Here is a 23,139-nt window from a genome sequence, read left to right on the forward strand (position 1 = left end):
TAACACTAAAAAAAGTAACTTCGAAAAACAGCCTGTATAGGTTAATTAGGATTAACAACATCCAGTGTATAGTTAATCCAGGATTTATTCACTAATCTGTATAGTTATTTCAGGACGGGTCATTTAGAAATCAACCACAGTATTACACCGAGTATGCGTCGAGTATGCGTCGAGTATACGTCTAGTATGCGTCGAGTATATCCCGAGTATAAACTGAGTATTTAACTCGGGACAAGTTTGTGAAACTCTTTGGTTAAAACTTTTATTTCATTTAACAAACTTTAAGCTTTATGCTCCATCTCCACTATATGATAAGCCTACTCTTTTCGTAACTACCGACCTTGTATAGAGACCGCTCCAAAATGGAATCATATATCTGCCTCTCCTTCTTACCGATAATCCACTGAAAATTACTAACTTAACACACAACTAATTGTATAATCATGAACGACAACAAAACAGATAACACAAATGACAACCTGGAAGAAAAAGCCCAGGAGTTAAAAAAAGACCTGCAGGATAATGCAGATGCAGCAAAAGAAACCCTCAAAGCCGAAACTGATAATTTAAAGGAAACTGCTACAGACAACGTTTCATCAGCAAAAGAAACAATAAACGATTTAGGAGAAACAATCGCGGATAAAGCATCAGCTATAAAAGATACAGCTGCAGAAAAAGCTGCAGAGGCAGGAAATACTGTGGAGAATATTGCAGAAAAGGCTACAGACTCTTTAGGAAACATTAAAGAAACTGTAGCAAGTGCAGCAAGTGGTGCAGCTGCGTATGCTGCCGACAAAGTGGAAGACCTGAAAGAAACCTTTAGTAGTGAAAACCTCAACAATTTAAAAGATAAAGCTGCCGATAAAATTGATGATCTTTCGAATGCCGCGGCCGAAAAAACAGAGCAGATAAGTGCCAAGGCTTCTGAGATTGCCGGTAAAATTAAACAAGAGGCAAACGAAAAAGTGGAGGATATAAAAGAGGCATTTAGCAAAGAAAACATCGATGAGTTTAAAGCTAAAGCTGAGGCTAAGTTTGAGGACCTGAAATCAGACGTGGCCGAAGCAGCTGAAAACTTTAAAAACAAGGCTGAAGAAGTTCTAAATGTTGATTTTGATAAAAAAGTGGAAGAAACAAAGGTCGCTTCCAAAGGCTTTTGGGGAAAAGTAAAAAGCCTTTTTGGAGGGAAATAAATTAAAAATAAAGAAGGGTAGTAAACAATTGATTACTACCCTTAACTAACTTAAATAAACACACAAATTATATCAATTCTACCTATCAGAATTAATCTTCATAAACTACCTTACCGGTTCTGCCGGCAGAATAATCCTTTAATTGCCCCTTTAACAATTTACGCGCAACATGAATACGAGTTTTTACCGTACCAATTGGAATCTTTAATTCTTCTGCAATTTCATGGTATTTATAACCTTCGAAATACATAGTGAATGGCGTATAATATTCTTCCGATAAATTCGAAAGCGCCTGATTGATGTCTTCAAGAACAAATTTACCCTCAGCATTATTACTGGCGGCACTATATAACAAATTGGCAGGTAAAATATCATCTGACTGAATAACCACATTATTAACCTTCACCAATCGCCGATAGTTGTTTATGAAGGTGTTTTTCATGATGGTATATAACCAGCCCTTTAAATTCGTCCCCTCTTTAAATTTATTGTAATAGGTAATGGCCTTTAGTAAAGTATCCTGAACAAGGTCATTTGCATCGTCTGAATCCTTAGTAAAGTGCAGCGCATATAACTTTAGCGAAGAAGACTGGCGGAGTACGAGTGTGTTAAATTCGATGCGAGTCATATTGTTTAACCTTTCATGTATATTGTTAAACAAATTTACGTAATACTTAAACAAAGTCAAATCTTTTGTTTAACATTACTGTTACACATTTAAACAATATGTTTAAACATCTAAATATTTCTTATAAATCGGTTTTCGATATAAAAACGAAGAATACAATAAGGGATAAATAAATAGTCCAATAATAAAACTGCTGGGTTCAAAGTTTATATCATCAATTACTTCTGTGCATTTCTTATCCTCCACCCATTTAATTGTGTGCACATGCTTCCATTTCTTCAAAAAGAATGGCAGCACAAACCCTTCATCTGTAAAGGAATAGCATGAATGCGTGCAATTATCATCCGTGATTTTACTGAACCATTTTTGCTTAAAAAAGGGAAACTTAATGACAAGATGAACCTCATCTCCGGTTTTGCAACCATCAAATCGTAAAAGCTCAGTTTTTAATCCTGGAGGTTGTAAGGCAACGAAAAGTGCTTTGTTAAACTGGGAGAACACCTTTTCGGGAGGTTGTTTAACATTGGTGGTAATATAAATATGCATTTGAAGCTAAATATCACTAATTATCTTTGAACTAGTGATATTTAGCTTTCTATAAGTTCATTAAAAAATATTGACCTCTCGCTCAAGCGAAACACCAAACTTCTCTTTAACTGATTGAATAATTACTTCTGAAAAATCAAAGATCTCTTGTCCTGAAGCACCACCGTGATTTACCAGAACTAAGGCTTGATTTTTCCATGTGCCTGTATTTCCTACCACCATACCTTTCCAGCCGCATTGCTCAATCAAATAACCGGCAGCCAGCTTTACACTTCCGTTTGCAGTAGGGTAGTTTACTACATCAGCATGCTTTTGTTTAACCGTTTCAAATTCAGCTGATGAAATTATCGGATTTTTAAAGAAACTACCGGCGTTGCCAATCGTTGATGGATCGGGTAATTTAGAAACCCTGATATGAGAAACAACCTTACTCACGTCATTTATAGTTGGGTTTTCAATTCCTCTTGCTACAAGTTCAGCTTCAATTGCGCCATAAGAGGTATTTAAATTGGACGTTTTTGATAGTTGAAGGGTAACGGAAGTCACAATGTACTGACCTTTAGCTTTGCCTTTAAAGATACTTTCACGATACCCAAACTCACACTCCTGCTTATTAAAGCTTTTAATTGTACAAGAACTAATTTCAAAGGCTTCCAAAGAATAAAAAACATCCTTCAGTTCCACACCATAGGCTCCAATATTTTGTATAGGAGAAGCCCCTACCGAACCAGGTATTAAACTCAGGTTTTCAATACCGGAATAACCGTTATCAACACAATAGTTCACTAAATCATTCCATACTACACCCGCTCCGGCTTTAACAAATACTTCATCTCCTTCTACCCTATCTTGGATACCTTTTATGCTCATCTTAATAACCAAGCCATTAAAATCACGGGTAAAAAGCATATTGCTTCCACCTCCTAAAAAAAGCAAGGGCTGATTTACTACATCCTTGTTTGAGAATAAGTTCACAAGTTGATCAGGGTGTGATATTTCTACGAAGCTGTTTGCATAAGCATCAACGCCGAAGGTATTTAGTCGTTTTAAAGAATGATGATGATGGATGACCATGAGACGTTTGGTAATTTGAAACTAGGTGCGAAGGTAATAAAAATAGAATAGTCCATAGACCATAGTCGATATTCAATAGCAGATTAAACCATTGAATCAAAACTATGGACCATGGACTATGATCTGTTTATTTATTGCTTAAATATGCAATGCTCTGTTAGCAGTTGCAGCTAAAGCAGCCTCTTTAAATGATTCGGTATAAGTTGGGTGCGCATGACAAATCCGACCAATATCTTCTGCCGAAGCACGGAACTCCATAGCAACAACAGCTTCTGCAATCATATCAGCAACACGAGGACCGATCATGTGAACACCTAAAATCTCGTCAGTTTCAGCATCCGCCAAAACTTTAATTAAGCCATCAGTATCCATACTTGCACGGGCACGGCCACTTGCTTTGAATGGGAAAGAACCTGATTTGTATTTAATTCCGGCCTCTTTCAACTCTTCTTCGGTTTTACCAACTGAAGCAACCTCTGGCCAGGTATAAACCACACCCGGAATCAGGTTATAATTCATATGAGGTTTTTGGCCGGCAATAAGTTCAGCAACATAAACACCTTCTTCCTCAGCTTTGTGAGCAAGCATGGCTCCACGAACCACATCACCAATAGCATAAATACCAGGAACAACTGTTTCTAAGTGATCATTCACTGCGATCTTCTTACCGCGCTCTTCTACGGTAATTCCAATATTTTCTAAGCCTAAGTTTTCGGTATATGCAGTACGTCCTACTGCCACCAAGCAATAGTCACCTTTAAATTCAACCGCTTCACCTTTTGCATTTTCGGCAGTAACTGTTACCTCTTTACCTTTAACTGAAGCACCAGTAACTTTATGGTTCAACATAAACTCAAAGCCTAAGCCTTTTAATGAGCGTTGCAATTGCTTACCTAACTCTTTATCCATAGTTGGGATAATAGAATTCATGTATTCAACAACCGTAACTTTTGCACCCAAACGTGCATATACTGAGCCTAATTCAAGACCAATTACACCCCCACCAATTAGGATCAAATGCTTAGGAACTTCTGTTAAGTTTAAAGCCTCGGTAGAAGTAATAATGCGTTTTTTATCAAGTGGTATAAAAGGCAAACTGGCTGGCTTAGAACCGGTAGCTATAATAGTTTTAGCTGTTTCAATTACTTGCTCTGTTCCATCAGCCTTTGCAACTTTTATGGTGTTTTTATTTACAAATGAACCGTGTCCGTAGTACGTATCGATCTTATTCTTTTTCATCAAAAACGTAATTCCATCAGTGGTTTGCTTTACCACTTCGTTCTTACGGTTTATCATCTGCTCAAGGTTAACTTTTAAGTTGCTTAGCTCAATACCATGTGTTTTAAATGTATGAGCCGCATTATGATAATGCTCTGAAGAATCTAATAATGCTTTTGAAGGGATACAGCCTACGTTTAAACAAGTTCCACCAAATGTGTTGTAACGCTCTATGATAGCTGTTTTTAAACCCAACTGAGCACAACGAATTGCCGCAACATAACCACCCGGACCGGAACCGATTACTACTACGTCGTATTTCATTTTAAAAATTGATTTATAATTAGAGATTTTTTTTACAGGATAAATTTCGGGCGTAAAAGTAGGGAATTGATTATTAGGATAAAACCTCATTTTGGAATAACTCACCAAAAACAATCAATTGCTTAACAAATAGTGTTCGTATTAGTTTGATATTCAAACTAAAAAACTTAAATTCATACAGTTAGTACCAATCAATAAACTTTACTTTCTCATAATTCAACCGCCATGGGAAAAGTCAGAAACATACTTCAGGTCAAAGGCAATGCTGTATACTCCATAAGCTCGGGACATACGGTTTATGATGCGTTAGAGCATTTGGTAGAAAAAAACATAGGAGCTTTAATGGTAGTTGATGAGGGTAAATTCATCGGTATTTTCACCGAACGCGATTATGCCAGAAAAGTGATCCTCAAAGGTCGCTCATCTAAAGAAACGCTGATTGGTGAAATCATGACTGAATCTCCTGTGATCGTTAATTCTAATGACAATATTGAACATTGCATGCGCCTAATGACTAACAAATTCATCAGGCATTTACCTGTGGTCGATGAGGAACAATTAGTAGGGCTGGTTTCTATAGGAGACGTGGTAAAATACATCATCGACGAACAAAAGTATATCATCGAAAATCTTGAACACTATATAACTGGTCAGAAATAATTCCACCCCATTTATCAACCCATTCGCAAGGAGGCGATTTGCATGCACAACCCAACATTACTCATCGTTGTATTGTGGCCATTTATGGTTTATGCAGCAATTGTTTTAGTGCTCGTTTCAATCATTCTCCTTCTTTCTTATTTACTTGGTGAACACCACAAAGAAAAAGCCACCGACGAGCCTTATGAATCAGGCATACTTGAAACAGGCTCGGCACGTTTACGTTTTTCGGTGCATTTTTACCTGGTTGCCATGCTGTTTGTGATCTTCGATGTTGAAACCATCTTCATTGTTCTTTGGGCATTGGCATTTAAAGAATTGGGTTGGGCAGGTTATCTGTCCATTTGTGTGTTTATTGGAATCCTTGTAGCGGTTCTAATTTACGAATGGAGTATTGGCGCTTTGGATTTTGGCCCTTCGGGTAAGAAGATATTGAAGGCATATAAAAAGAAAGTTAGAAGTTAGAAGTACGATTTTAGAAGTAATGAAAAATCGTTGTAATCACAAATAAATTACTGTAATCAACTAAAATGAAATGGTGGCTTACTAAAGCAGATGACCCTACGGGTAAAAGTAAAGGCGAAAGTTCTATGGAGGAATCTATACAACAAAGCGTTTTGCTTACTACCGTTCAGGATCTGGTTGCCTGGGGCCGAAAAAACTCCATGTGGCCATTTCACTTTGGACTGTCGTGCTGTTTTGTTGAAATGGCCACCAGTATAACCAGCAAGTACGATGTGGCTCGTTTTGGTGCCGAAGTTATTAGAGGAACCCCACGAGAAGCCGATGTAATGGTGATTGCCGGTACTGTTTTTATTAAAATGGCACCGATCATAAAAAGGTTGCATGAACAAATGATGGAGCCGCGTTGGGTAATTTCAATGGGTTCATGTGCAAATTCAGGAGGAATGTATGATATTTACAGTGTAGTACAAGGAGTTGATAAATTTCTACCAGTGGATGTCTACGTACCCGGTTGCCCGCCACGCCCTGATGCCTTTATGAATGGATTGATCTTACTCAGCCAATCGGTTGGGAAAGAGCAACGTCCGCTAAGCTGGGTTATTGGAGAGCAAGGAGTAATAAGGCCTGAAAAACCCTCGATCAAAGAGTTAAAACGAGAAGAAAGAGCTAAAATGATAGATTTTCGTTCTCCGGATGAAATATAATTTTAAAAACCAAATCTATGTTACCTGTACAAAAACAACTTTTACTCAAAAAAACTTTTTACCTACGATTTCTGCTACCGCTTATTTTCCTGATTAGCAGCTGCAGCCCATTAATAGCTCCTTATAACGAGCACGTTTATCGCGAATTAGCCTCCCTTAAAGTAGAAACAACCACGCTTGTAGGTAAAGCCAGTGAAGAATACAGTTCACATGAAGCAGAGGTGCAAGCACTTGATAAGGATTTAAGCAAACTCTACGAATACATGAAAGCTCTTCCTAAAAACACTGAGGCGACGAAAATGATGGAGATAATGATAAAAGGTGAAGGTAGCTGGGGAGGAATAAAGAATCTTTGGAAAACCAAAGGAAAACTGAGTCCTGCTGCCGTAACTGAATTTCAAGACGCGGTGACCACGGGCTTTAATGATATGATAGAGCTCGAATCAAAAAAAATTAAATAGAAATCAATAAAACTAAACACACTGAACTAACATGCCCAATTTTCAAGAAATATTCGATGAATTAAAAACAGACGTTTTAGACTTAGCCAAGCTTACTTTTAAGAATTTTAAAGATGATGCTTCTAAAGATGTGAATGATTTTTTGGCTCAGTCGGAAGATAAATTAAAACGTTGGACAAACTTGGCGGCCAATAATGATATTACCAAAGATGAATTTGCGGTTTTGGTAAAGGGGTTAAAAGATGGCGCTGAAATGAAGTTGCTAAAACAAACAGGTTTAGCTAAAGTTCGAATTGATGAATTTAAAAACTCACTCATCAACCTGGTGACAGATACTGTATTTAAATTTTTATGATGATTTAAAACGATGACTCCGACCGAAAAGTTGGCGACCGAACTTATGCTTAAATTTGGCGATTCGGTTTTGACCCAACAGCAAACTGCTGATGAGGTTGCCACTTTTTGGGTCGCCAAAACACATATTTTACCCGTTCTTGCCTACCTGAAAAAGGAATCTCCTGAGCCATTCCCTTTACTTTATGACCTGTTCGCTCTTGATGAACGGTCGCGTTCGGATCATAAAACCTACCCTTCAAAAGATTTTACAGTTGTTTATCACCTGCTATCGTTTAAACGAAATCAATTCATCCGCTTAAAAATAGCTCTTAAGGGTGAGTATCCTTCAGCTCAAACATTGACTCACCTGTGGCCATCTGCCAGTTGGTACGAGCGTGAAGTTTACGATATGTTCGGAATTCGTTTCGAAGGACACCCGCATCTGCAACGAATACTTATGCCATTAACCTGGCAGGGCCATCCCCTCCGTAAAGAACACCCTGCCAGAGCCACTGAAATGGGACCATTTAAACTATGGGACGAAAAAGTGGATACCGAGCAAGACGCCTTACAGTTTAAACCCGAACAATGGGGACTGCAGCGCCATAGTGATGATGCCGATTTCATGTTCCTGAATATTGGCCCTCAGCATCCGGGAACACATGGTGTCCTCCGCATTATTTTACAATTAGATGGGGAAGATATCATTGATGCTGTACCCGACATCGGCTTCCACCATCGCGGCGCCGAGAAAATGGGAGAGCGTCAATCCTGGCATACATATATTCCTTACACCGACAGGATTGATTACCTGGGCGGAGTAATGAACAACCTGGCCTATTTACTGGCTGTTGAAAAGCTCGCGGGAATTGAAGTGCCTGATCGAGTAAAAGTAATTCGGGTGATGATGTGTGAATTCTTTCGTATCGCAAGTCACTTAGTTTGGTACGGCACCTTTGCCCAGGACTTAGGGCAACTTTCCCCTGTTTTTTACATGTTCACCGACCGGGAAAAGATATTTGATATAGTGGAGGCCATTACCGGAGGACGAATGCATCCCAATTGGTTCAGAATTGGAGGTGTAGCTCAGGACTTACCTAATGGCTGGGATAAAATGGTGGCGGAGTTTATTGCCTATTTCCCAAAACGCTTAAAAGAATATCATAATATGGTGATGCGTAATTCCATTTTTAAAGCTCGCACCGTTGGAATAGGTATTTACACATTAGAAGAAGCGATTGAATGGGGTGTTACAGGTCCGGGATTACGTGCGTGTGGCTTAGAATGGGATATGCGCAAAAAGCAACCTTATTCGGGCTATGAAAATTTTGAGTTTGATATCCCCATAGCACAAAATGGTGATTGCTACGACCGTGCAGTGGTACGGGAGCAGGAAATGATCCAAAGCCTTAGAATTATTGAGCAATGCTTAAAGCATATGCCCGAAGGGCCTTACAAGTCGGACAATTCACATGCTACCCCGCCTTTGAAAAAAAACACCATGCAGGACATCGAAACACTCATTAATCATTTTTTAAATGTTAGCTGGGGGCCCGTGATCCCTAAAGGCGAAGCAATGAGTTGTATTGAGGCCACTAAAGGATGGAACAGTTATTACATGGTAAGTGACGGCAACACTTCACCCTATCGCTCACGTATTCGCACTCCGTCGTTCCCCCACATGCAAATGTTGCCTTACATCAGTAAAGGTTACACAGTTGCCGATTTGCTTTCCATTTTAGGAAGCATGGATTATGTACTTGCCGATATAGATCGATAGAAAATGAAGGAGGACTTAGAAAATAAGAACACAACAACAGTAGGGCTTAATGAACAAGAGCGAACAGCCATTGATCATGAAGTAAGCCTGGTACCTTATCCCAAAGCGGCCTGCATTGAAGCGTTAAAGATTGTTCAAAACAACCGTGGATGGATCTCAGATGAAGCCTTATCAGCCATTGCATTGTACTTAAATATGTCGGCAGCGGAGTTGGACAGTGTTGCAACTTTTTATAACCTGATCTTTCGTAAGCCTGTGGGGCAGCACATTATTCTTCTATGCGATAGTATTAGCTGCTGGGTAATGGGCTATAGGGTGCTTTATAATGAGTTAAATAAACAACTGAATATCCAATTTGGAGAAACCAGTCCCGATGGCATGTTTACCCTCCTACCTAATGCTTGTTTAGGATGTTGTGACCATGCGCCGGCGATGTTAATCGATGACGATTTGTACAGGGATATTAAACCGAATGAACTTGAATCGATATTAAAAAAATATAACTGATCACATGGAACGACCATTAACAAAAAACATTCATTTAAACCGTCCGCCACTCGATGCAAAAGAGTATGAGATGGCGGGAGGTTATTTGGCGGTTAAGAAGGCTTTGTTAAAAATGGCGCCCGTTGATGTAATTGAGCTAATTAAAGAGTCGAATCTAAAAGGACGAGGAGGGGCTGGGTTTAATACCGGCATGAAATGGAGTTTTGTACCAATGGGCGAAAAAGCTCCTTCTACGAAATATCTTGTTGCTAATGCTGATGAAATGGAGCCGGGTACTTTTAAAGATCGGTTATTGCTCGAAGGCAATCCACATCAGTTATTGGAAGGAATGATTGTAGCGGCCTATGCAATTCAAGCTAATACCGGATATGTATTTCTGCGCTTTGCCTATAAAGAAGCTGCAAAAAGAATTCTTCAAGCCATTAAAGAAGCCTATGAGGCAGGTTTCCTTGGCGAAAATATTTTAGGCAGTGGATTTACCTTTCATCTGCACCTGCATACAGGTGTTGGTCGTTACATGTGCGGCGAGGAAACCGCCTTGTTAAATGCGCTGGAAGGTAAACGTGCTACTCCTCGGGCCAAGCCTCCATTTCCACAGGTAAGCGGCTTATTTGGCAAGCCTACCATAGTAAACAATGTGGAAACGCTTTGCAATATTCCGCATATCATTAACAACGGAGCCGATTGGTTTAAAAGTTTGAGCCATAGTGAAGACGGGGGCACTAAACTTTACGGAGTAAGTGGAAATGTTAATGCCCCTGGCTGTTGGGAATTGCCGATGGGAATAAGTATGCGTGAACTTATTGAAGAATATGCGGGCGGCATGAAAGAAGGATACAAATTCAGAGGAGTACTACCAGGCGGCGCTTCCACCGATTTTCTGACAGAACTGCACCTGGATATAAAAATGGATTTTAAATCGGTTTCAATGGCAGGAAGCCGACTGGGTACAGGAACGATGATCGTCCTGGACGACCGAACCTGCCCGGTAGGGTTTGTTCACAACCTTGAACAGTTTTTTGCTCACGAATCATGTGGCTGGTGTACCCCCTGCCGTGAGGGATTGCCTTGGGTGGAAAAAATATTATGGTCGATAGAACAAGGTAAAGGATCATTAACAGACCTCGACTTATTGGAGGAACAGGCCCGCTTATTAGGTCCGGGAAATACATTTTGCGCGTTGGCTCCCGGCGCTGCTGAGCCTTTGCAAAGTGCTTTAAAATATTTCAGAGAAGATTTTGAACAACATATTCATCAACATAAATGCCCTTATGACTAATGCTCATAAAGCCACTGATTCATATTCTAAAACTAAAGAATAGCTTCATCATTGTGGCTTAGCGAGTAGATATACATTAAAATTTATGGCAACGCTCTACATTGATAACCGGCCATATGATGTAAAAGAAGGCAAGAATCTGCTTGAGACCTGTCTTACATTGGGTTTTGACTTGCCTTACTTTTGTTGGCATCCCGCAATGGGCTCGGTAGGGGCATGCAGACAGTGTGCCATTAAAATTTTTAAGGATGAGAATGATACTGCCGGACGACTGGTCATGTCGTGTATGGAACCGGTTGGCAAGGAAACGAGGATATCTCTTGATCACCCTGATGCTGAAAAATTCAGAAAAAGTGTAATTGAATGGCTGATGACCAACCACCCTCATGATTGTGCGGTTTGCGATGAGGGTGGTTCTTGTCATTTGCAGGACATGACCGTTATGACTGGCCACAATTACCGTCGCTTTGAATTTCCAAAACGCACCTATGTCAATCAATATCTGGGCCCTCTGATTAATCATGAGATGAATCGTTGCATTCAATGTTACCGTTGCGTACGATTTTATAAAGATTACGCCGGAGGCAAAGATCTTGATGTATATGCGGCGCATAACCATGTTTATTTTGGAAGAGAAAAAGATGGTATTTTGGAAAGTGAGTTCAGTGGAAACCTCGCTGAAATTTGCCCTACAGGTGTTTTTACTGATAAAACCCTTAAGCAACACTACAGCCGAAAATGGGATTTCACGTTTGCGCCCTCGGTTTGTCAGCACTGTAGTTTAGGTTGCAACATTATCGCAGGCGAACGATACGGAGAACTGCGACAAATCACCTCGAGATATAATGGGGATGTTAACGGATATTTTATTTGCGACAGAGGCCGATTTGGATATGAGGCTGCAAACAGCGTCGACAGGATCTATCAACCGGCACTTAAGGAAGAAAACGTTTCGCTTAATCAGGAATACATTATCAATGATATTGCAGCCTTACTCAGCACATCCAATTGTGTAGGCATAGGTTCTCCAAGAGCTTCCCTTGAATCAAATTTCGCATTACAACAACTGGTGGGAAATGGCAATTATTATTCAGGCTGGTCAGACGAGGAACATCGACTTAATAAAGCGGCATTAAATATTTTGCAAAATCGCACTGCCGAAATTGTTTCATTAAAGCAAATTGAACAATACGACAGCATTTTAATTTTGGGAGAAGACCTGACCAATACGGCACCGATGGCGGCATTAACTGTTCGTCAGGCTGTACGAAAAAAGCCAGTTGAAAATGCTCAACAAAACATAAATCTTGCCACATGGCATGATGCCGCATTAAGGGAATACATCCAGCAAAGGCATAGTGATTTGTTTATTCTGCATCCTCATAGCACTAAACTTGACGAAATCGCCACACAAGTCTCTTATTCTACTCCTCATGAAATAGCTGCTAAAGGATTTACCATTGCTGCAGCAATCGATGCAACAGCAGACCAGGTTATAGATCAAATCGCTACTTCTCTTTTAAACGCCCAAAAACCACTGATCATAACTGGTACCAGTTTGTTTAATGAACCCCTTTTGGCAGCCGCCGAAGCCATTGTTAAAGCTTTGAAAAAAAGAGGTAAGCAACCGGGTATTTTTATTACCCAAGCCGACTGTAACAGCATGGGATTGGCTATGATGAATGTACCACCACTAAGCTCGGCATTTAGTAAACTTTCCGACAGTACTCTTATCATATTAGAAACTGATCTATACAGAAACCTTTCAACAGAAAAAGCCGATGAAATAATGAATCTGCCAAAACGGATCATTGTATTTGATCATATAAAATCTACGACAAGTGAAAAAGCCGATATAAAAGTTCCCGTAGGAATGTTTTCTGAGGCCGATGGAACCATCGTAAACAATGAAGGACGAGCACAGCGTTTTTTCCAGGTTTTCGTTCCTAAAAATGAATGGTTAAAAGAAAGCTGGCGATGGCTGAGCCTATTAAAGGCTTTAAAAGATGGCAAAGCCATTGACGAAAATCTCTCCATAAGCAATATCCAATCGACACTGGTGGAAGCCTTGCCTCAATTCAGAGGCATAGAAGATGCGGCTCTTTCAGAAGACTTCCGGCTCAACGGACAAAAAGTTCCTCGGGCACCCCACCGTTACAGTGGCCGAACAGCTATGCTGTCCAACGAAAACGTAAGTGAGCCCAAACCTCCGCAAGATATAGATTCGCCAATGTCGTTTACCATGGAAGGCTACAGGGGTATCCCTCCTTCATCAGTAACGCCTTTCTTTTGGTCACCGGGATGGAACTCAGTTCAGTCTATAAATAAATTTCAGATCGAAATTGGCGGGCCATTGCATGATGGCAATCCGGGAGTTCGTTTGGTCAATTCCAACTCATCAATAACTCCTATAGATTTCGAGCAAAAAACTGAAAAGATATCACTTAAGGAATTTGAATGGCAGCTAGTACCTGTTTACCATATTTTCGGATCAGAAGAATTAAGTGCTAAAGCACCGGCAATTGCCGAACTTACTCCTAAACCTTACCTCGGCTTAAATCAATATTCATTAGCAAAACTTAACCTGCAAGAAAATGATATGGCAACCATTGAACATCATGGAAGAGCATATCAACTTCCTGTAAGATTAAGGGCTGAAATTAATAATGAGGTTGCGCTTATTCTTTTTGGATTGCCTCAAACAGCATTTTTTGTTAAGCCCGTAATAATTAAAATAAGACCTGCATCGAATGGTATAACAAACAACAATAGTAAACATGAGTGAAACCCTAAACTATTGGCTTGTCATTGTGGGTATTTTATTTGTACTCCTAAATATTGCTGCCTTTTTAATTTGGGTTGAAAGGAGAATGCTGGCACTTTGGCAAGATCGTTTAGGACCAAACCGTGCCGGCCCTTTTGGCTTGTTGATCATACTTGCCGACACTTTAAAATTGTTTTTTAAAGAAGACTGGATTCCTCCCTTTGCTGATCGACACGTATTTGTGATCGCTCCTGCAGTGATTGTTATTAGTGTTTTGTTGAGTTTTGCCATTATCCCGTTTGCTCCTGCCATTCAAATTGTTGATTTAAACATCGGTTTATTATTTTTTCTTGGCATGTCGTCACTAGGCGTTTACAGCATTGTTTTAGGCGGATGGGCTTCAAACAATAAATACTCCTTGCTTGGCGCACTAAGGGGTGCTTCTCAGATGATTTCTTACGAAGTTTTTATGGGTCTTTCGCTAATGGGAGTTGTCATGCTGTCGGGCTCATTTAGTTTACGAACAATTGTAGAAGCCCAAAAAGACTACTGGTTCGTATTACTTCAGCCGGTTGGTTTTGTTATTTTTTTCATTGCCGGAATTGCTGAAACCCATCGCTTGCCTTTTGACATTCCGGAAGCTGAAAGCGAATTGGTTGCAGGTTTTCATTCCGAATACTCTGGAATGAAGTTCGGAATGTTTTTCATCGGTGAGTATTTAGGGATCACTTTAATATCGTCAATAACTGTCGCATTATTCTTTGGAGGATGGCTTGGGCCGGCATTTTTGCCACCGCTGGCATGGTTTGCTATTAAAACGGCTGGCTTTATCCTGTTCTTCATTTTATTACGAGCCTCCTTACCCCGCCCACGGTACGATCAGTTAATGGAATATGGCTGGAAGATCCTGCTGCCATTAACGCTACTGAATTTGCTGGTAACGGGAGGAATTATTTTGTTTTTAAATCAACCATAATTCATGGACTATCAACTATTGACTACAGACTAATTATCAGGTTATGCTTAGTATAATTCGCAGCATTTGGCTAACGTTTCTTCATCTTTTTCATAAGACAGAAACAATACAATATCCTGAGGAAAAAGTTCAGTTACGCCCTAGGTATCGCGGACGGATTGTGCTTACCCGTGACCCTGATAACCAGGAGCGTTGTGTGGGATGCTATTTATGCGCCGCCGCTTGTCCAGTTGATTGCATTGCACTACAAGCTACTGAAAACGAAGAGGGCCGACGTTATCCCGAATTCTTCAGGATCAATTTTTCCCGTTGTATTTTCTGTGGTTTTTGTGAAGAGGCCTGCCCTACTTATGCCATTCAACTTATTCCTGATTTTGAAATGGCCGAATACGATCGTCAGAATTTGGTTTACGAAAAAGAAGATCTGTTGATAAACAGCCAGGGGAAATATCCTGGCTATAATTATTATAAAGTTGCAGGTTTAGATGCCGGAGTTAAAGGCAAGGGAGAAGGCACAAATGAAGAGCCTCCGGTTGACCGACACAGTTTATTGCCTTAGTAATGAATGTATTTTTTTACATAGCCGCAGCCGTAGCCATTATTTCAACATTAATGGTGATTACCCGCAAACATCCGGTGCATGCCCTGCTGTACCTTATTGTTTCGTTTATGGCAGTTGCTATTATTTTTTTCCAGTTAGGAGCTCCTTTTGTGGCAGCGCTCGAAATTGTGTTATATGCTGGAGCCATTGTGGTGCTGTTCATTTTTGTGGTAATGATGCTCAACCTGGGACGAGAAACAAGCCTGCAGGAAAAAACGTGGCTCAACCTTGCTACCTGGCTGTTGCCGGGTGTATTGGGAGCCATATTACTTATTGAACTAATTTACCTGATCAGCACACAGCCAAATGAAACCTTAACAATTGCCGAAATTGAACCGAAAGCGGTTGCACTTTCACTATTTGGCCCTTATGTAATTGGAGTAGAACTGTCGGCAATGCTTTTAATGGCGGGTGTTATTGGCGCGGCCCATATTGGCAGACGAACCATAAAACATTATCACCGCTTTTTACAGGAGGAAACAAAATGATCACGGCCGTTTCATCAGGGAATATTTTTTTACTGGCAGCTATTCTGTTCGGCCTTGGAGCCACAGGGGTTGTGATCCGCCGCAATATTTTGTTTATGCTTATTTCGGTAGAAATTATGCTTAATTCAGCAGGATTGGCTTTTATCGCTGCAGGTACCAAATGGGTACAAGCCGATGGACAGGTGATGTTCCTGTTTATATTAAGTATGGCTGCTGCAGAAGTGTCCGTTGGGTTGGCGCTGATCATGCAAATTTTTCATCAACATAAAACATTAGACGTAGATGAATTGGAACAATTAAGAGATAATAATAGAATTAAATGAACACTGTAATTTGGCTACTTCCGGCATTACCATTACTCGGCTTTTTGCTGCTGGCATTTTTGGGGGCACAATTGAACAGGACTACAGTGGCCTGTATTGGAATTGGTAGTGTTTCATTAGCCGCAATCTTAGGTTTATACCTGGCGATCAACTTTATAAGCGCAGCTCCCGCAAGCGGTTACATTTCACAAACGCTTTGGAATTGGATGCAGGTCGGCTCATTTAAAGCCGGCATTACATTACATTACGATGCTCTTTCATTGGTATTTGTTTTTGTCATCACCTTTGTTGGTGCGCTTATTCATATCTATTCTGCAGAGTTTATGGGTCACGACGAATCCTTCGCAAGGTTCTTCGCCTATTTAAACCTTTTTGTTTGTTCTATGCTCATCCTGGTTTTAGCCGACAACCTGGTACTAATGTACCTCGGCTGGGAAGGTGTGGGATTGTGCAGCTATTTACTCATTGGTTTTTGGTACAAAAATTCAAAAAATGGCATAGCAGCTCAAAAGGCTTTCATTATTACCCGTATTGGTGATACAGCGCTAGCCATTGGCATGTTTTTACTATTTAAAGAACTTGGCAGCCTTATTATAACTGATATTTCACAACACGCTTCCGAAAAGCTAACCAAAGGATCATCGAACGCCAACTTAATCGCATTGCTTTTATTAGGAGGAGCTGTAGGCAAATCGGCTCAGCTGCCATTACAAACATGGTTGCCCGACGCCATGGCAGGCCCCTCGCCGGTAAGTGCGCTTATTCATGCGGCCACTATGGTTACAGCAGGCATTTATTTAATTGCCCGTATGCACGCAATCTTTGAGCTTTCGCCAATTGGCATGCATGTGGTTGCAATTGTTGGCGCAGCAACATTGTTAATTGCTGCTACATCTGCACTGGCACAGCAAGATATAAAAAGAGTGCTTGCCTACTCTACAATTAGCCAGTTGGGTTACATGTTTTTAGCACTGGGCGTAGGAGCATGGTGGGCAGCCATTTTTCATTTTATGATTCATGCTTTTTTTAAAGCGCTGTTATTTCTTGGCGCCGGAACTGTTATTGAGGCTCAACATCATGAACATAATATGCTTAATATGGGAGGATTGAAAAACAAGCTTCCCACCGTTTTCAAAACCTTTGTTATTGGTTCGGCAGCATTGGCGGCATTACCTTTAGTAAGTGCCGGTTTTTACAGTAAAGACGCTATTATTTGGTACTCATTAACCGCCCAAAATGGGTCTCCTTTACTATGGCTGGTAGCGATTATTGGCTCATTTATTACTGCTTTATATACCTGCCGCATGGTGGTTCTTACTTTTTTCGGAACGTCTAAAACCGAACTCAGCTATCTGCCAGGCCCAAAAATGCATATTCCTTTAGTTGTACTGGCCTTTCTTTCCGTAGTCGGCGGTTTTATTGAGCTACCACATAATTTCGGTCATGTTACATTGTTCTCGCATTTAGTAGAAAATGTTCTTCCCGCTACTCAACAAAAAATCGACCCCTCCGAATTCCTCTTTCAACTGATCGCCGCTGGAGTTTGTTTAAGTGGCATTTTCCTCGGTTGGAAATTATACAATGGAAGCCGGGAAAAAATAGTAAATCTTGAATCAGGAGGTGTTTTTAAATTCTTTTTAAACGGATGGTATTTCGATGCACTGTATAAAATTCTATTTCAACAACCTTATTATTTCATGGCCCGCATCAATAAAAACGACGTTATTGATAAACTGAATGGTGCAATTGTTTTTACAAGCAACTGGCTAAGTAATCAACTGGCGAGTTCGCAAACGGGTTCCATGCGCTGGTATATAATGGGAATTATTGCCGGCGCCATAATGATCTTAACACTTCAACTGGTTTTATGATACTCGTCTGGCTGATCATTATCTTAATGTCGGGCGGTATTTTAGCCTGGATCTGTGGATATTTTCTAACTCATTTATCCAAGTGGATAGCCCTTGTTTCCTGCTTAATTTCATTGATCATTACTGGTCGGCTTTGGTTTGATCTTTATAATAGGATCGACTTACAAAACCAAACCGGTTGGCTCATGGAGTTCAGCGTTCCATGGATAAAACCCTTGGGAATCACCTTTCATTTAGCGTTAGATGGATTGAGTTTAACTTTATTATTGCTCACCTTTTTCCTGGGCCTTGCCGCCATTCTTTGTTCCTGGCGAGAAATCACATCGAAACAACCGTTCTTCTATTTTAATCTCGTATGGGTTTTAGCTGGAATAACAGGCGTTTTCCTTGCCATGGATCTTTTCCTGTTCTATTTTTTCTGGGAGGTAATGCTAATACCCATGTATTTCATGATCAGCATTTGGGGCAGCGAGCGGCGGATCTATTCATCTTATAAATTCTTTTTATTTACCCAGGCAAGCGGCTTGTTGATGTTATTGGCCATTATCACCTTATATTTTATCCATGCACATACTTCGGGATATTACACATTCGATTATGATCAGCTGTTAACATCATCCCTTAAAAGTAACTATAGCTTGTTTATAGCTATTGGCTTTTTTATTGCCTTTACGGTGAAGCTGCCCTTGTTTCCGTTTCATACATGGCTGCCCGACGCACATTCAGAAGCACCAACAGCAGGAAGTGTGATCCTGGCCGGACTAATGCTAAAAACTGGAGCATATGGCCTAATTCGATTTGTGCTCCCTCTATTCCCTACCGAAGCTATTCAAATAAGTGACTGGGCGCTTATGCTAGGGGTTATCTCGATTTTATACGGAGCCTTGCAAGCCTTTGGACAAACGGACTTAAAACGATTAATAGCGTATACCAGTGTTAGCCATATGGGCTTTATTGTTTTGGGTGTATTTTCTTTTAATGAACTTGCTTTACAGGGAGTGGTTTTGCAAATGATCACCCATGGTATTAGCACTGCGGCTTTATTTATTTTAGCAGGATTTCTAAAAGAACGATTGCATACCCGCGACATAAACCAAATGGGAGGCTTATGGAGCCTTGCACCACAAATGGGCTCAATAGGTTTGTTATTTGCTATGGCCAGTTGTGGATTGCCTGTGCTTGGAAACTTTATCGCCGAGTTTCTGATTTTACTTGGTGCATTTCAATTGCACCCGGTATATACTTCAATAGCCAGTATCGGCTTAATCCTTTCAGCTATTTATTCAGTAAGAATGATGCAAAAGGTATTTTTTGGTGAGGTGCAAAACGATCATGTGACTTTCCACGATTTTAACAGTCGTGAAAAAACCATTATGGCGCTGCTAACAATTGCCATTGTATTTGTGGGTTTGTACCCACAGCCTTTTATAAATATGCTTCAACCTTCAATAAAAAGCAGCCTTAAACTTCAAACCGAAATAAAAAACAGCAACAGTAATGAGATAAGCCCTCAAAAAGGATCGATCATTCACCATAAATAACAGGGTTATGCCAGCAATAGATCTGATAAAACTTATGCCATTAATCATTACTTCGTCAGGAGCATTGATCATTATGCTTATGCTGGCGGTAAGATCTGGTCATAAAACTGTTGAAATAGCTTGTTTGTTGGTTTATTCTATTGGCCTGGCTTACCTGTCGAAACCCACTTTTGTTTTTGAAGATAATTTATTTGTGGTGGATGGATTTGGTAAACTTTTCATGGGATTAATTCTGTTTTCGGGACTGATCATCACCTTTATCTCTTATGCTTACTTTAACGAAAAAGAAGAGAACCCTAAGGTTTATTATGTTTTACTTTTACTAGCCACTTTAGGTGCTCAAACCCTGTGTATTAGCCATCATTTTATTAGTTTGTTTTTAGGGCTCGAAATTTTAAGCATGGCCCTTTATGCGCTTATTGCTTATTTAAGAACTCGAAATTATGCCATTGAGGCAGGAATGAAATACCTGATAATGGCGGCCTTTTCATCGGCATTTCTGCTTTTTGGCATGGCGTTGATCTATTCCGAAACCGGTACGATGGACTTTGCGGCAATTGCCAATATCATAAAATTACAATCGAAGATTTCACCTTATCTGATCATGGGATTTGGGCTGTTAATGGTGGGTGCAGGTTTTAAACTATCCATAGTACCTTTTCATTTATGGGCCGCCGATGTATACCAGGGTGCTCCAATGCCGGTTACTGCATTCATAGCAACCATATCAAAGGGTGGCATGCTCATTATTCTGTTTCGTCTTTTGGGCCTAACCCGACTGATATCCTTAACGCCCATATTTACCCTAATGCTTATCATAGCTCTTGCTTCCATGCTGGTAGGCAACTTACTGGCCGTTCGGCAACGTAATCTCAAACGAATCCTGGCCTATTCATCCATCGCCAATATGGGTTATTTAATGGCCGCCTTGCTAAGCATTGACGAAGACGGACTGCAAACAGCCACTTTATATACCATGATCTATTTTGTTGCATTGCTAACTGCATTTGGCGTATTGTCTATGCTGTCGACCAAAGAGCGCGATGCTGATGACTTGAATGACCTTAAGGGAATGTTTTGGCAAAAACCATTAATGGCCTCCATTATGACTGTTTCCATGCTCTCATTGGCTGGAATCCCCTTAACTGCAGGATTTATTGGCAAATTTTATATTCTAAAATCAGGCATAGACACCGGGCAATGGTTGCTTATGTTTACACTTATTTTGGCAAGCATCATTGGCTTATTTTATTACCTGAAAATTATTGTGGCTTTATTTACTGAGGCACCTTCTTCTGCAGCAGTACCCGAAAAAGGTCATCCGGTTTATTATTTTATAAATTTAGTGGTCATGTTTTTATTAACCATAAGCCTGGTGGTATTGGGCGTTTATCCCCAACAGTTAATTTCTATTCTTCACACTATACTCTCTTAAAAAAAATAAACTTCTGTTTATCAATCATTTATTTTCTTAATTTTAATTCAGCGTCTTTATATATGTTAGCTTAACCAGCTTTTTATTTGATAGGCCCAACCAAAAACGTTTATAAACCTTGTCAACCAACTATTCTTTTTATAATAGTATCTTAGCTTCATAAATTACATTATGAAAAAGTTATTCACCCTTTGTTTATTGGCATTAATTTGTTTTGTGGCCCAATCGCAAAACGCGCCAACCCAAGCCGTAAAAAAGAAACCAAGTTTGGTTTATATCTGCCCAAGCTGTGGTTATACTTCAAACAAACCCGGCAAATGTTCCGACCACCGTACACTTGTGCAAGAAGGCTACTACTACTGTAAAATGTGTGATGGTGTAGTTGCTAAAAAATCAGGAAAATGCACCAAATGCGGCATGAATATGGCCAAAATGGAACGACCAAAAGACAAGATGAAATCGTAAGGGTTATCCATTAGCCGCTTATTAATCAAATAACAAATACGGTCGGAAGCTAAAAGCTATCCGGCTTTTTTATTAATATGCGCTCTATTTCTACTTTACATGGCAACTTATATTAACTATTAATTATTTCCCATAAATATTTTTTATAGCCGATTAGTTTTTCATGTTCATTTCATCTTGGAGTTACAGATTTGTACCATAAAACAATTAAATCAAACCAAAAACTCTGAGTATGAATAGAAATGTGAAACTTTTATTCTTATTAGTTACAGCCACTTTAGGATTTTCCGCTTGCTCGAAAACTGAAAGCGGAAACGCTCACCTGCAAGTTAGAATGACCGATGCACCGGGTAACTATGAAGAGATCAATTTAAGTGTAAAAGAGATTGTTGTTAAAGTAAATGAATCGACAGACAACTCGTACGTATTAGAAGCAAACAAACAATTTAACATTTTGGATTTTAAAGTTGGATCAGCAACTCCCGACATTTTAGTTGCTGATGAAGAAATTCCAACAGGTAAGATAAAAGAAGTACGATTGGTTTTAAACGAAACTGGAAATACGATTAAAGTTGACGGACAGCTTTATGACCTTAAAATCCCGAGCGGTTATTCATCGGGTTGGAAAGTAAAACTCACCGAAGAGCCTTCGTTAACGCCGGGCATTTCTTATTCATTGATATTGGACTTTGACGCTGCGAAATCAATTGTAGCAGCAGGCAATGGAAAATTTATTTTGAAACCAGTGGTAAGAGGCCTTGCCATTGCCACCTCCGGCACATTAACAGGAACAATTAATCCGGCAAATAAACAAGCCAAAGTTTACGCAATTACTCCAACCAACGACACTATTGGCACTGTTTCGGACTCGGAAACGGGCTATTTCTCTATCGGTGGATTAAGATCGGGTTCTTATAAGGTAGCTATTGATGTACAAGACACTACCTATGCGGACACTACTCTTAATAACGTTGGAATAGAAGCTGGAAAAACAACAGCTTTGGGAACAATCAAAATCAATCTAAAATAGTTCCAGCGTAATTTAATAACGGGGTTCTGTCTTGCTATGAGGCAGGACCCTTTTTTACACTTGCCAAAAGTTCATAAGATGATGAATTGAACTTAAAGACAGTAAATTGATTACGTGTTTATCTTTCAAACTTTATATGTTTGCATGCAATGAACAATGTTGTTTTTATCCGGCTACTAGTTTGCGCTTTTTTTCTTTCAGTTAATTTCCACGCGTTTGCAATAGAAGACAATGCTTCTGTAAACTCAACTGATAAATTAAAACTGAAATTAGTTTCATCTAGCGCTGACTCAATTGGAAAAGGCAGAGAGAAAGGAGATAAAAAAGAAGGCAAAGAGAAGGAGATAAAAGAAGTTCCAAAGTCGCGCAGGCAAGACAAACCCGAAGCGATAAAGCCACCGGTAAAAGTTAAACCAGTAAAAGTGGCAAAACCTAAACCTGTAAAAGTCAATTTCCGTAAACATTAGAAA

The 23,139-nt window shown here is 39.9% G+C and carries 24 protein-coding genes; 20 read left to right on the forward strand and 4 right to left on the reverse strand.

Annotated elements, in window-relative coordinates; all coding sequences use genetic code 11:
• Positions 1–443 precede the first annotated feature (443 nt).
• The gene (locus tag C3K47_RS13205; RefSeq protein ID WP_103789625.1) at positions 444–1,193 is read left to right on the forward strand and encodes a hypothetical protein; all 750 of its coding nucleotides are present in this window, start codon (positions 444–446) and stop codon (positions 1,191–1,193) included.
• Positions 1,194–1,284: 91 nt separating this feature from the next.
• Here C3K47_RS13205 and C3K47_RS13210 read toward each other — a convergent pair whose 3' ends face one another.
• The 4 genes from C3K47_RS13210 to lpdA all read right to left on the reverse strand — a co-directional run bounded on the left by C3K47_RS13210 (position 1,285) and on the right by lpdA (position 4,983).
• Complete coding sequence (locus C3K47_RS13210) at positions 1,285–1,821, reverse strand: sigma-70 family RNA polymerase sigma factor (protein ID WP_103789626.1); 537 nt, start codon at positions 1,819–1,821, stop codon at positions 1,285–1,287.
• A gap of 102 nt (positions 1,822–1,923) precedes the next feature.
• The gene (locus tag C3K47_RS13215) at positions 1,924–2,367 is read right to left on the reverse strand and encodes an SRPBCC family protein (protein WP_103789627.1); all 444 of its coding nucleotides are present in this window, start codon (positions 2,365–2,367) and stop codon (positions 1,924–1,926) included.
• A 60-nt stretch (positions 2,368–2,427) separates the two neighbouring features.
• Positions 2,428–3,441 carry a UDP-N-acetylmuramate dehydrogenase gene (murB, locus tag C3K47_RS13220; RefSeq protein WP_103789628.1) on the reverse strand — a complete coding sequence of 338 codons (1,014 nt, stop codon included), beginning with the start codon at positions 3,439–3,441 and terminating at the stop codon, positions 2,428–2,430.
• A gap of 138 nt (positions 3,442–3,579) precedes the next feature.
• On the reverse strand, positions 3,580–4,983 hold the full coding sequence (gene lpdA, locus C3K47_RS13225) for a dihydrolipoyl dehydrogenase (RefSeq protein ID WP_103789794.1): 1,404 nt from the start codon (positions 4,981–4,983) through the stop codon (positions 3,580–3,582).
• A gap of 225 nt (positions 4,984–5,208) precedes the next feature.
• Between lpdA and C3K47_RS13230 the strand changes: the two genes are divergently transcribed.
• The 19 genes from C3K47_RS13230 (at position 5,209) to C3K47_RS13320 (ending at position 23,136) form a co-directional block, all read left to right on the forward strand.
• Entirely contained in the window at positions 5,209–5,643 is a 435-nt protein-coding gene (locus C3K47_RS13230) for a CBS domain-containing protein (RefSeq protein WP_103789629.1), read from the forward strand.
• Positions 5,644–5,685: 42 nt separating this feature from the next.
• Positions 5,686–6,108: an NADH-quinone oxidoreductase subunit A gene (locus C3K47_RS13235; protein WP_103789630.1), complete on the forward strand. Its 423-nt coding sequence runs from the start codon at positions 5,686–5,688 to the stop codon at positions 6,106–6,108.
• Between the two features lie 65 nt (positions 6,109–6,173).
• Entirely contained in the window at positions 6,174–6,812 is a 639-nt protein-coding gene (locus C3K47_RS13240; RefSeq protein ID WP_103789631.1) for a NuoB/complex I 20 kDa subunit family protein, read from the forward strand.
• 17 nt (positions 6,813–6,829) lie between these two features.
• Positions 6,830–7,273, forward strand: coding sequence for a hypothetical protein (locus tag C3K47_RS13245; RefSeq protein WP_103789632.1), 444 nt, complete (start codon positions 6,830–6,832; stop codon positions 7,271–7,273).
• Between the two features lie 31 nt (positions 7,274–7,304).
• Positions 7,305–7,628: a hypothetical protein gene (locus tag C3K47_RS13250; protein WP_103789633.1), complete on the forward strand. Its 324-nt coding sequence runs from the start codon at positions 7,305–7,307 to the stop codon at positions 7,626–7,628.
• A 12-nt stretch (positions 7,629–7,640) separates the two neighbouring features.
• Positions 7,641–9,389 carry an NADH-quinone oxidoreductase subunit C/D gene (gene nuoC, locus C3K47_RS13255; RefSeq protein ID WP_103789634.1) on the forward strand — a complete coding sequence of 583 codons (1,749 nt, stop codon included), beginning with the start codon at positions 7,641–7,643 and terminating at the stop codon, positions 9,387–9,389.
• Between the two features lie 3 nt (positions 9,390–9,392).
• A complete protein-coding gene (nuoE, locus tag C3K47_RS13260) occupies positions 9,393–9,896 on the forward strand; it encodes an NADH-quinone oxidoreductase subunit NuoE (protein ID WP_103789635.1) in 504 nt (167 codons plus the stop codon).
• Between the two features lie 4 nt (positions 9,897–9,900).
• Entirely contained in the window at positions 9,901–11,175 is a 1,275-nt protein-coding gene (gene nuoF, locus C3K47_RS13265) for an NADH-quinone oxidoreductase subunit NuoF (RefSeq protein WP_103789636.1), read from the forward strand.
• Positions 11,176–11,260: 85 nt separating this feature from the next.
• A complete protein-coding gene (gene nuoG / locus C3K47_RS13270; RefSeq protein WP_103789637.1) occupies positions 11,261–13,960 on the forward strand; it encodes an NADH-quinone oxidoreductase subunit NuoG in 2,700 nt (899 codons plus the stop codon).
• On the forward strand, positions 13,953–14,915 hold the full coding sequence (gene nuoH / locus C3K47_RS13275) for an NADH-quinone oxidoreductase subunit NuoH (RefSeq protein ID WP_103789638.1): 963 nt from the start codon (positions 13,953–13,955) through the stop codon (positions 14,913–14,915). Before nuoG ends, nuoH begins: the two co-directional genes overlap by 8 nt.
• Before the next feature lie 43 nt (positions 14,916–14,958).
• Positions 14,959–15,474: an NADH-quinone oxidoreductase subunit NuoI gene (gene nuoI / locus C3K47_RS13280; protein ID WP_103789639.1), complete on the forward strand. Its 516-nt coding sequence runs from the start codon at positions 14,959–14,961 to the stop codon at positions 15,472–15,474.
• 2 nt (positions 15,475–15,476) lie between these two features.
• Positions 15,477–16,004 carry an NADH-quinone oxidoreductase subunit J gene (gene nuoJ, locus C3K47_RS13285; RefSeq protein ID WP_103789640.1) on the forward strand — a complete coding sequence of 176 codons (528 nt, stop codon included), beginning with the start codon at positions 15,477–15,479 and terminating at the stop codon, positions 16,002–16,004.
• On the forward strand, positions 16,001–16,327 hold the full coding sequence (gene nuoK / locus C3K47_RS13290; protein WP_103789641.1) for an NADH-quinone oxidoreductase subunit NuoK: 327 nt from the start codon (positions 16,001–16,003) through the stop codon (positions 16,325–16,327). Before nuoJ ends, nuoK begins: the two co-directional genes overlap by 4 nt.
• Complete coding sequence (gene nuoL / locus C3K47_RS13295) at positions 16,324–18,198, forward strand: NADH-quinone oxidoreductase subunit L (RefSeq protein WP_103789642.1); 1,875 nt, start codon at positions 16,324–16,326, stop codon at positions 18,196–18,198. The genes nuoK and nuoL overlap by 4 nt, the downstream gene beginning before the upstream one ends.
• On the forward strand, positions 18,195–19,739 hold the full coding sequence (locus tag C3K47_RS13300; protein ID WP_103789643.1) for a complex I subunit 4 family protein: 1,545 nt from the start codon (positions 18,195–18,197) through the stop codon (positions 19,737–19,739). The genes nuoL and C3K47_RS13300 overlap by 4 nt, the downstream gene beginning before the upstream one ends.
• 7 nt (positions 19,740–19,746) lie before the next feature.
• Complete coding sequence (locus tag C3K47_RS13305) at positions 19,747–21,174, forward strand: NADH-quinone oxidoreductase subunit N (protein ID WP_103789644.1); 1,428 nt, start codon at positions 19,747–19,749, stop codon at positions 21,172–21,174.
• Positions 21,175–21,345: 171 nt separating this feature from the next.
• A complete protein-coding gene (locus C3K47_RS13310) occupies positions 21,346–21,639 on the forward strand; it encodes a hypothetical protein (protein WP_103789645.1) in 294 nt (97 codons plus the stop codon).
• Positions 21,640–21,871: 232 nt separating this feature from the next.
• Positions 21,872–22,669 carry a DUF4382 domain-containing protein gene (locus tag C3K47_RS13315; protein WP_103789646.1) on the forward strand — a complete coding sequence of 266 codons (798 nt, stop codon included), beginning with the start codon at positions 21,872–21,874 and terminating at the stop codon, positions 22,667–22,669.
• A gap of 149 nt (positions 22,670–22,818) precedes the next feature.
• A complete protein-coding gene (locus C3K47_RS13320; RefSeq protein ID WP_103789647.1) occupies positions 22,819–23,136 on the forward strand; it encodes a hypothetical protein in 318 nt (105 codons plus the stop codon).
• Positions 23,137–23,139 lie beyond the last annotated feature (3 nt).

This window comes from Solitalea longa (assembly GCF_002920915.1).
GTDB lineage: Bacteria > Bacteroidota > Bacteroidia > Sphingobacteriales > Sphingobacteriaceae > Solitalea > Solitalea longa.

Excerpts from the sequence above, each read along its gene's own strand:
- C3K47_RS13230 (WP_103789629.1), top strand. The coding sequence starts at position 5,209 with ATGGGAAAAGTCAGAAACATACTTCAGGTCAAAGGCAATGCTGTATAC.
- nuoG (WP_103789637.1), top strand. The coding sequence starts at position 11,261 with ATGGCAACGCTCTACATTGATAACCGGCCATATGATGTAAAAGAAGGC.
- lpdA (WP_103789794.1), bottom strand. The coding sequence starts at position 4,983 with ATGAAATACGACGTAGTAGTAATCGGTTCCGGTCCGGGTGGTTATGTT.
- nuoF (WP_103789636.1), top strand. The coding sequence starts at position 9,901 with ATGGAACGACCATTAACAAAAAACATTCATTTAAACCGTCCGCCACTC.
- nuoH (WP_103789638.1), top strand. The coding sequence starts at position 13,953 with ATGAGTGAAACCCTAAACTATTGGCTTGTCATTGTGGGTATTTTATTT.
- C3K47_RS13205 (WP_103789625.1), top strand. The coding sequence starts at position 444 with ATGAACGACAACAAAACAGATAACACAAATGACAACCTGGAAGAAAAA.
- C3K47_RS13245 (WP_103789632.1), top strand. The coding sequence starts at position 6,830 with ATGTTACCTGTACAAAAACAACTTTTACTCAAAAAAACTTTTTACCTA.
- nuoC (WP_103789634.1), top strand. The coding sequence starts at position 7,641 with ATGACTCCGACCGAAAAGTTGGCGACCGAACTTATGCTTAAATTTGGC.
- murB (WP_103789628.1), bottom strand. The coding sequence starts at position 3,441 with ATGGTCATCCATCATCATCATTCTTTAAAACGACTAAATACCTTCGGC.
- nuoE (WP_103789635.1), top strand. The coding sequence starts at position 9,393 with ATGAAGGAGGACTTAGAAAATAAGAACACAACAACAGTAGGGCTTAAT.
- nuoJ (WP_103789640.1), top strand. The coding sequence starts at position 15,477 with ATGAATGTATTTTTTTACATAGCCGCAGCCGTAGCCATTATTTCAACA.
- C3K47_RS13310 (WP_103789645.1), top strand. The coding sequence starts at position 21,346 with ATGAAAAAGTTATTCACCCTTTGTTTATTGGCATTAATTTGTTTTGTG.
- nuoK (WP_103789641.1), top strand. The coding sequence starts at position 16,001 with ATGATCACGGCCGTTTCATCAGGGAATATTTTTTTACTGGCAGCTATT.
- nuoI (WP_103789639.1), top strand. The coding sequence starts at position 14,959 with ATGCTTAGTATAATTCGCAGCATTTGGCTAACGTTTCTTCATCTTTTT.
- C3K47_RS13240 (WP_103789631.1), top strand. The coding sequence starts at position 6,174 with ATGAAATGGTGGCTTACTAAAGCAGATGACCCTACGGGTAAAAGTAAA.
- C3K47_RS13305 (WP_103789644.1), top strand. The coding sequence starts at position 19,747 with ATGCCAGCAATAGATCTGATAAAACTTATGCCATTAATCATTACTTCG.
- C3K47_RS13215 (WP_103789627.1), bottom strand. The coding sequence starts at position 2,367 with ATGCATATTTATATTACCACCAATGTTAAACAACCTCCCGAAAAGGTG.
- C3K47_RS13300 (WP_103789643.1), top strand. The coding sequence starts at position 18,195 with ATGATACTCGTCTGGCTGATCATTATCTTAATGTCGGGCGGTATTTTA.
- C3K47_RS13250 (WP_103789633.1), top strand. The coding sequence starts at position 7,305 with ATGCCCAATTTTCAAGAAATATTCGATGAATTAAAAACAGACGTTTTA.
- C3K47_RS13315 (WP_103789646.1), top strand. The coding sequence starts at position 21,872 with ATGAATAGAAATGTGAAACTTTTATTCTTATTAGTTACAGCCACTTTA.
- C3K47_RS13320 (WP_103789647.1), top strand. The coding sequence starts at position 22,819 with ATGAACAATGTTGTTTTTATCCGGCTACTAGTTTGCGCTTTTTTTCTT.
- C3K47_RS13235 (WP_103789630.1), top strand. The coding sequence starts at position 5,686 with ATGCACAACCCAACATTACTCATCGTTGTATTGTGGCCATTTATGGTT.
- C3K47_RS13210 (WP_103789626.1), bottom strand. The coding sequence starts at position 1,821 with ATGACTCGCATCGAATTTAACACACTCGTACTCCGCCAGTCTTCTTCG.
- nuoL (WP_103789642.1), top strand. The coding sequence starts at position 16,324 with ATGAACACTGTAATTTGGCTACTTCCGGCATTACCATTACTCGGCTTT.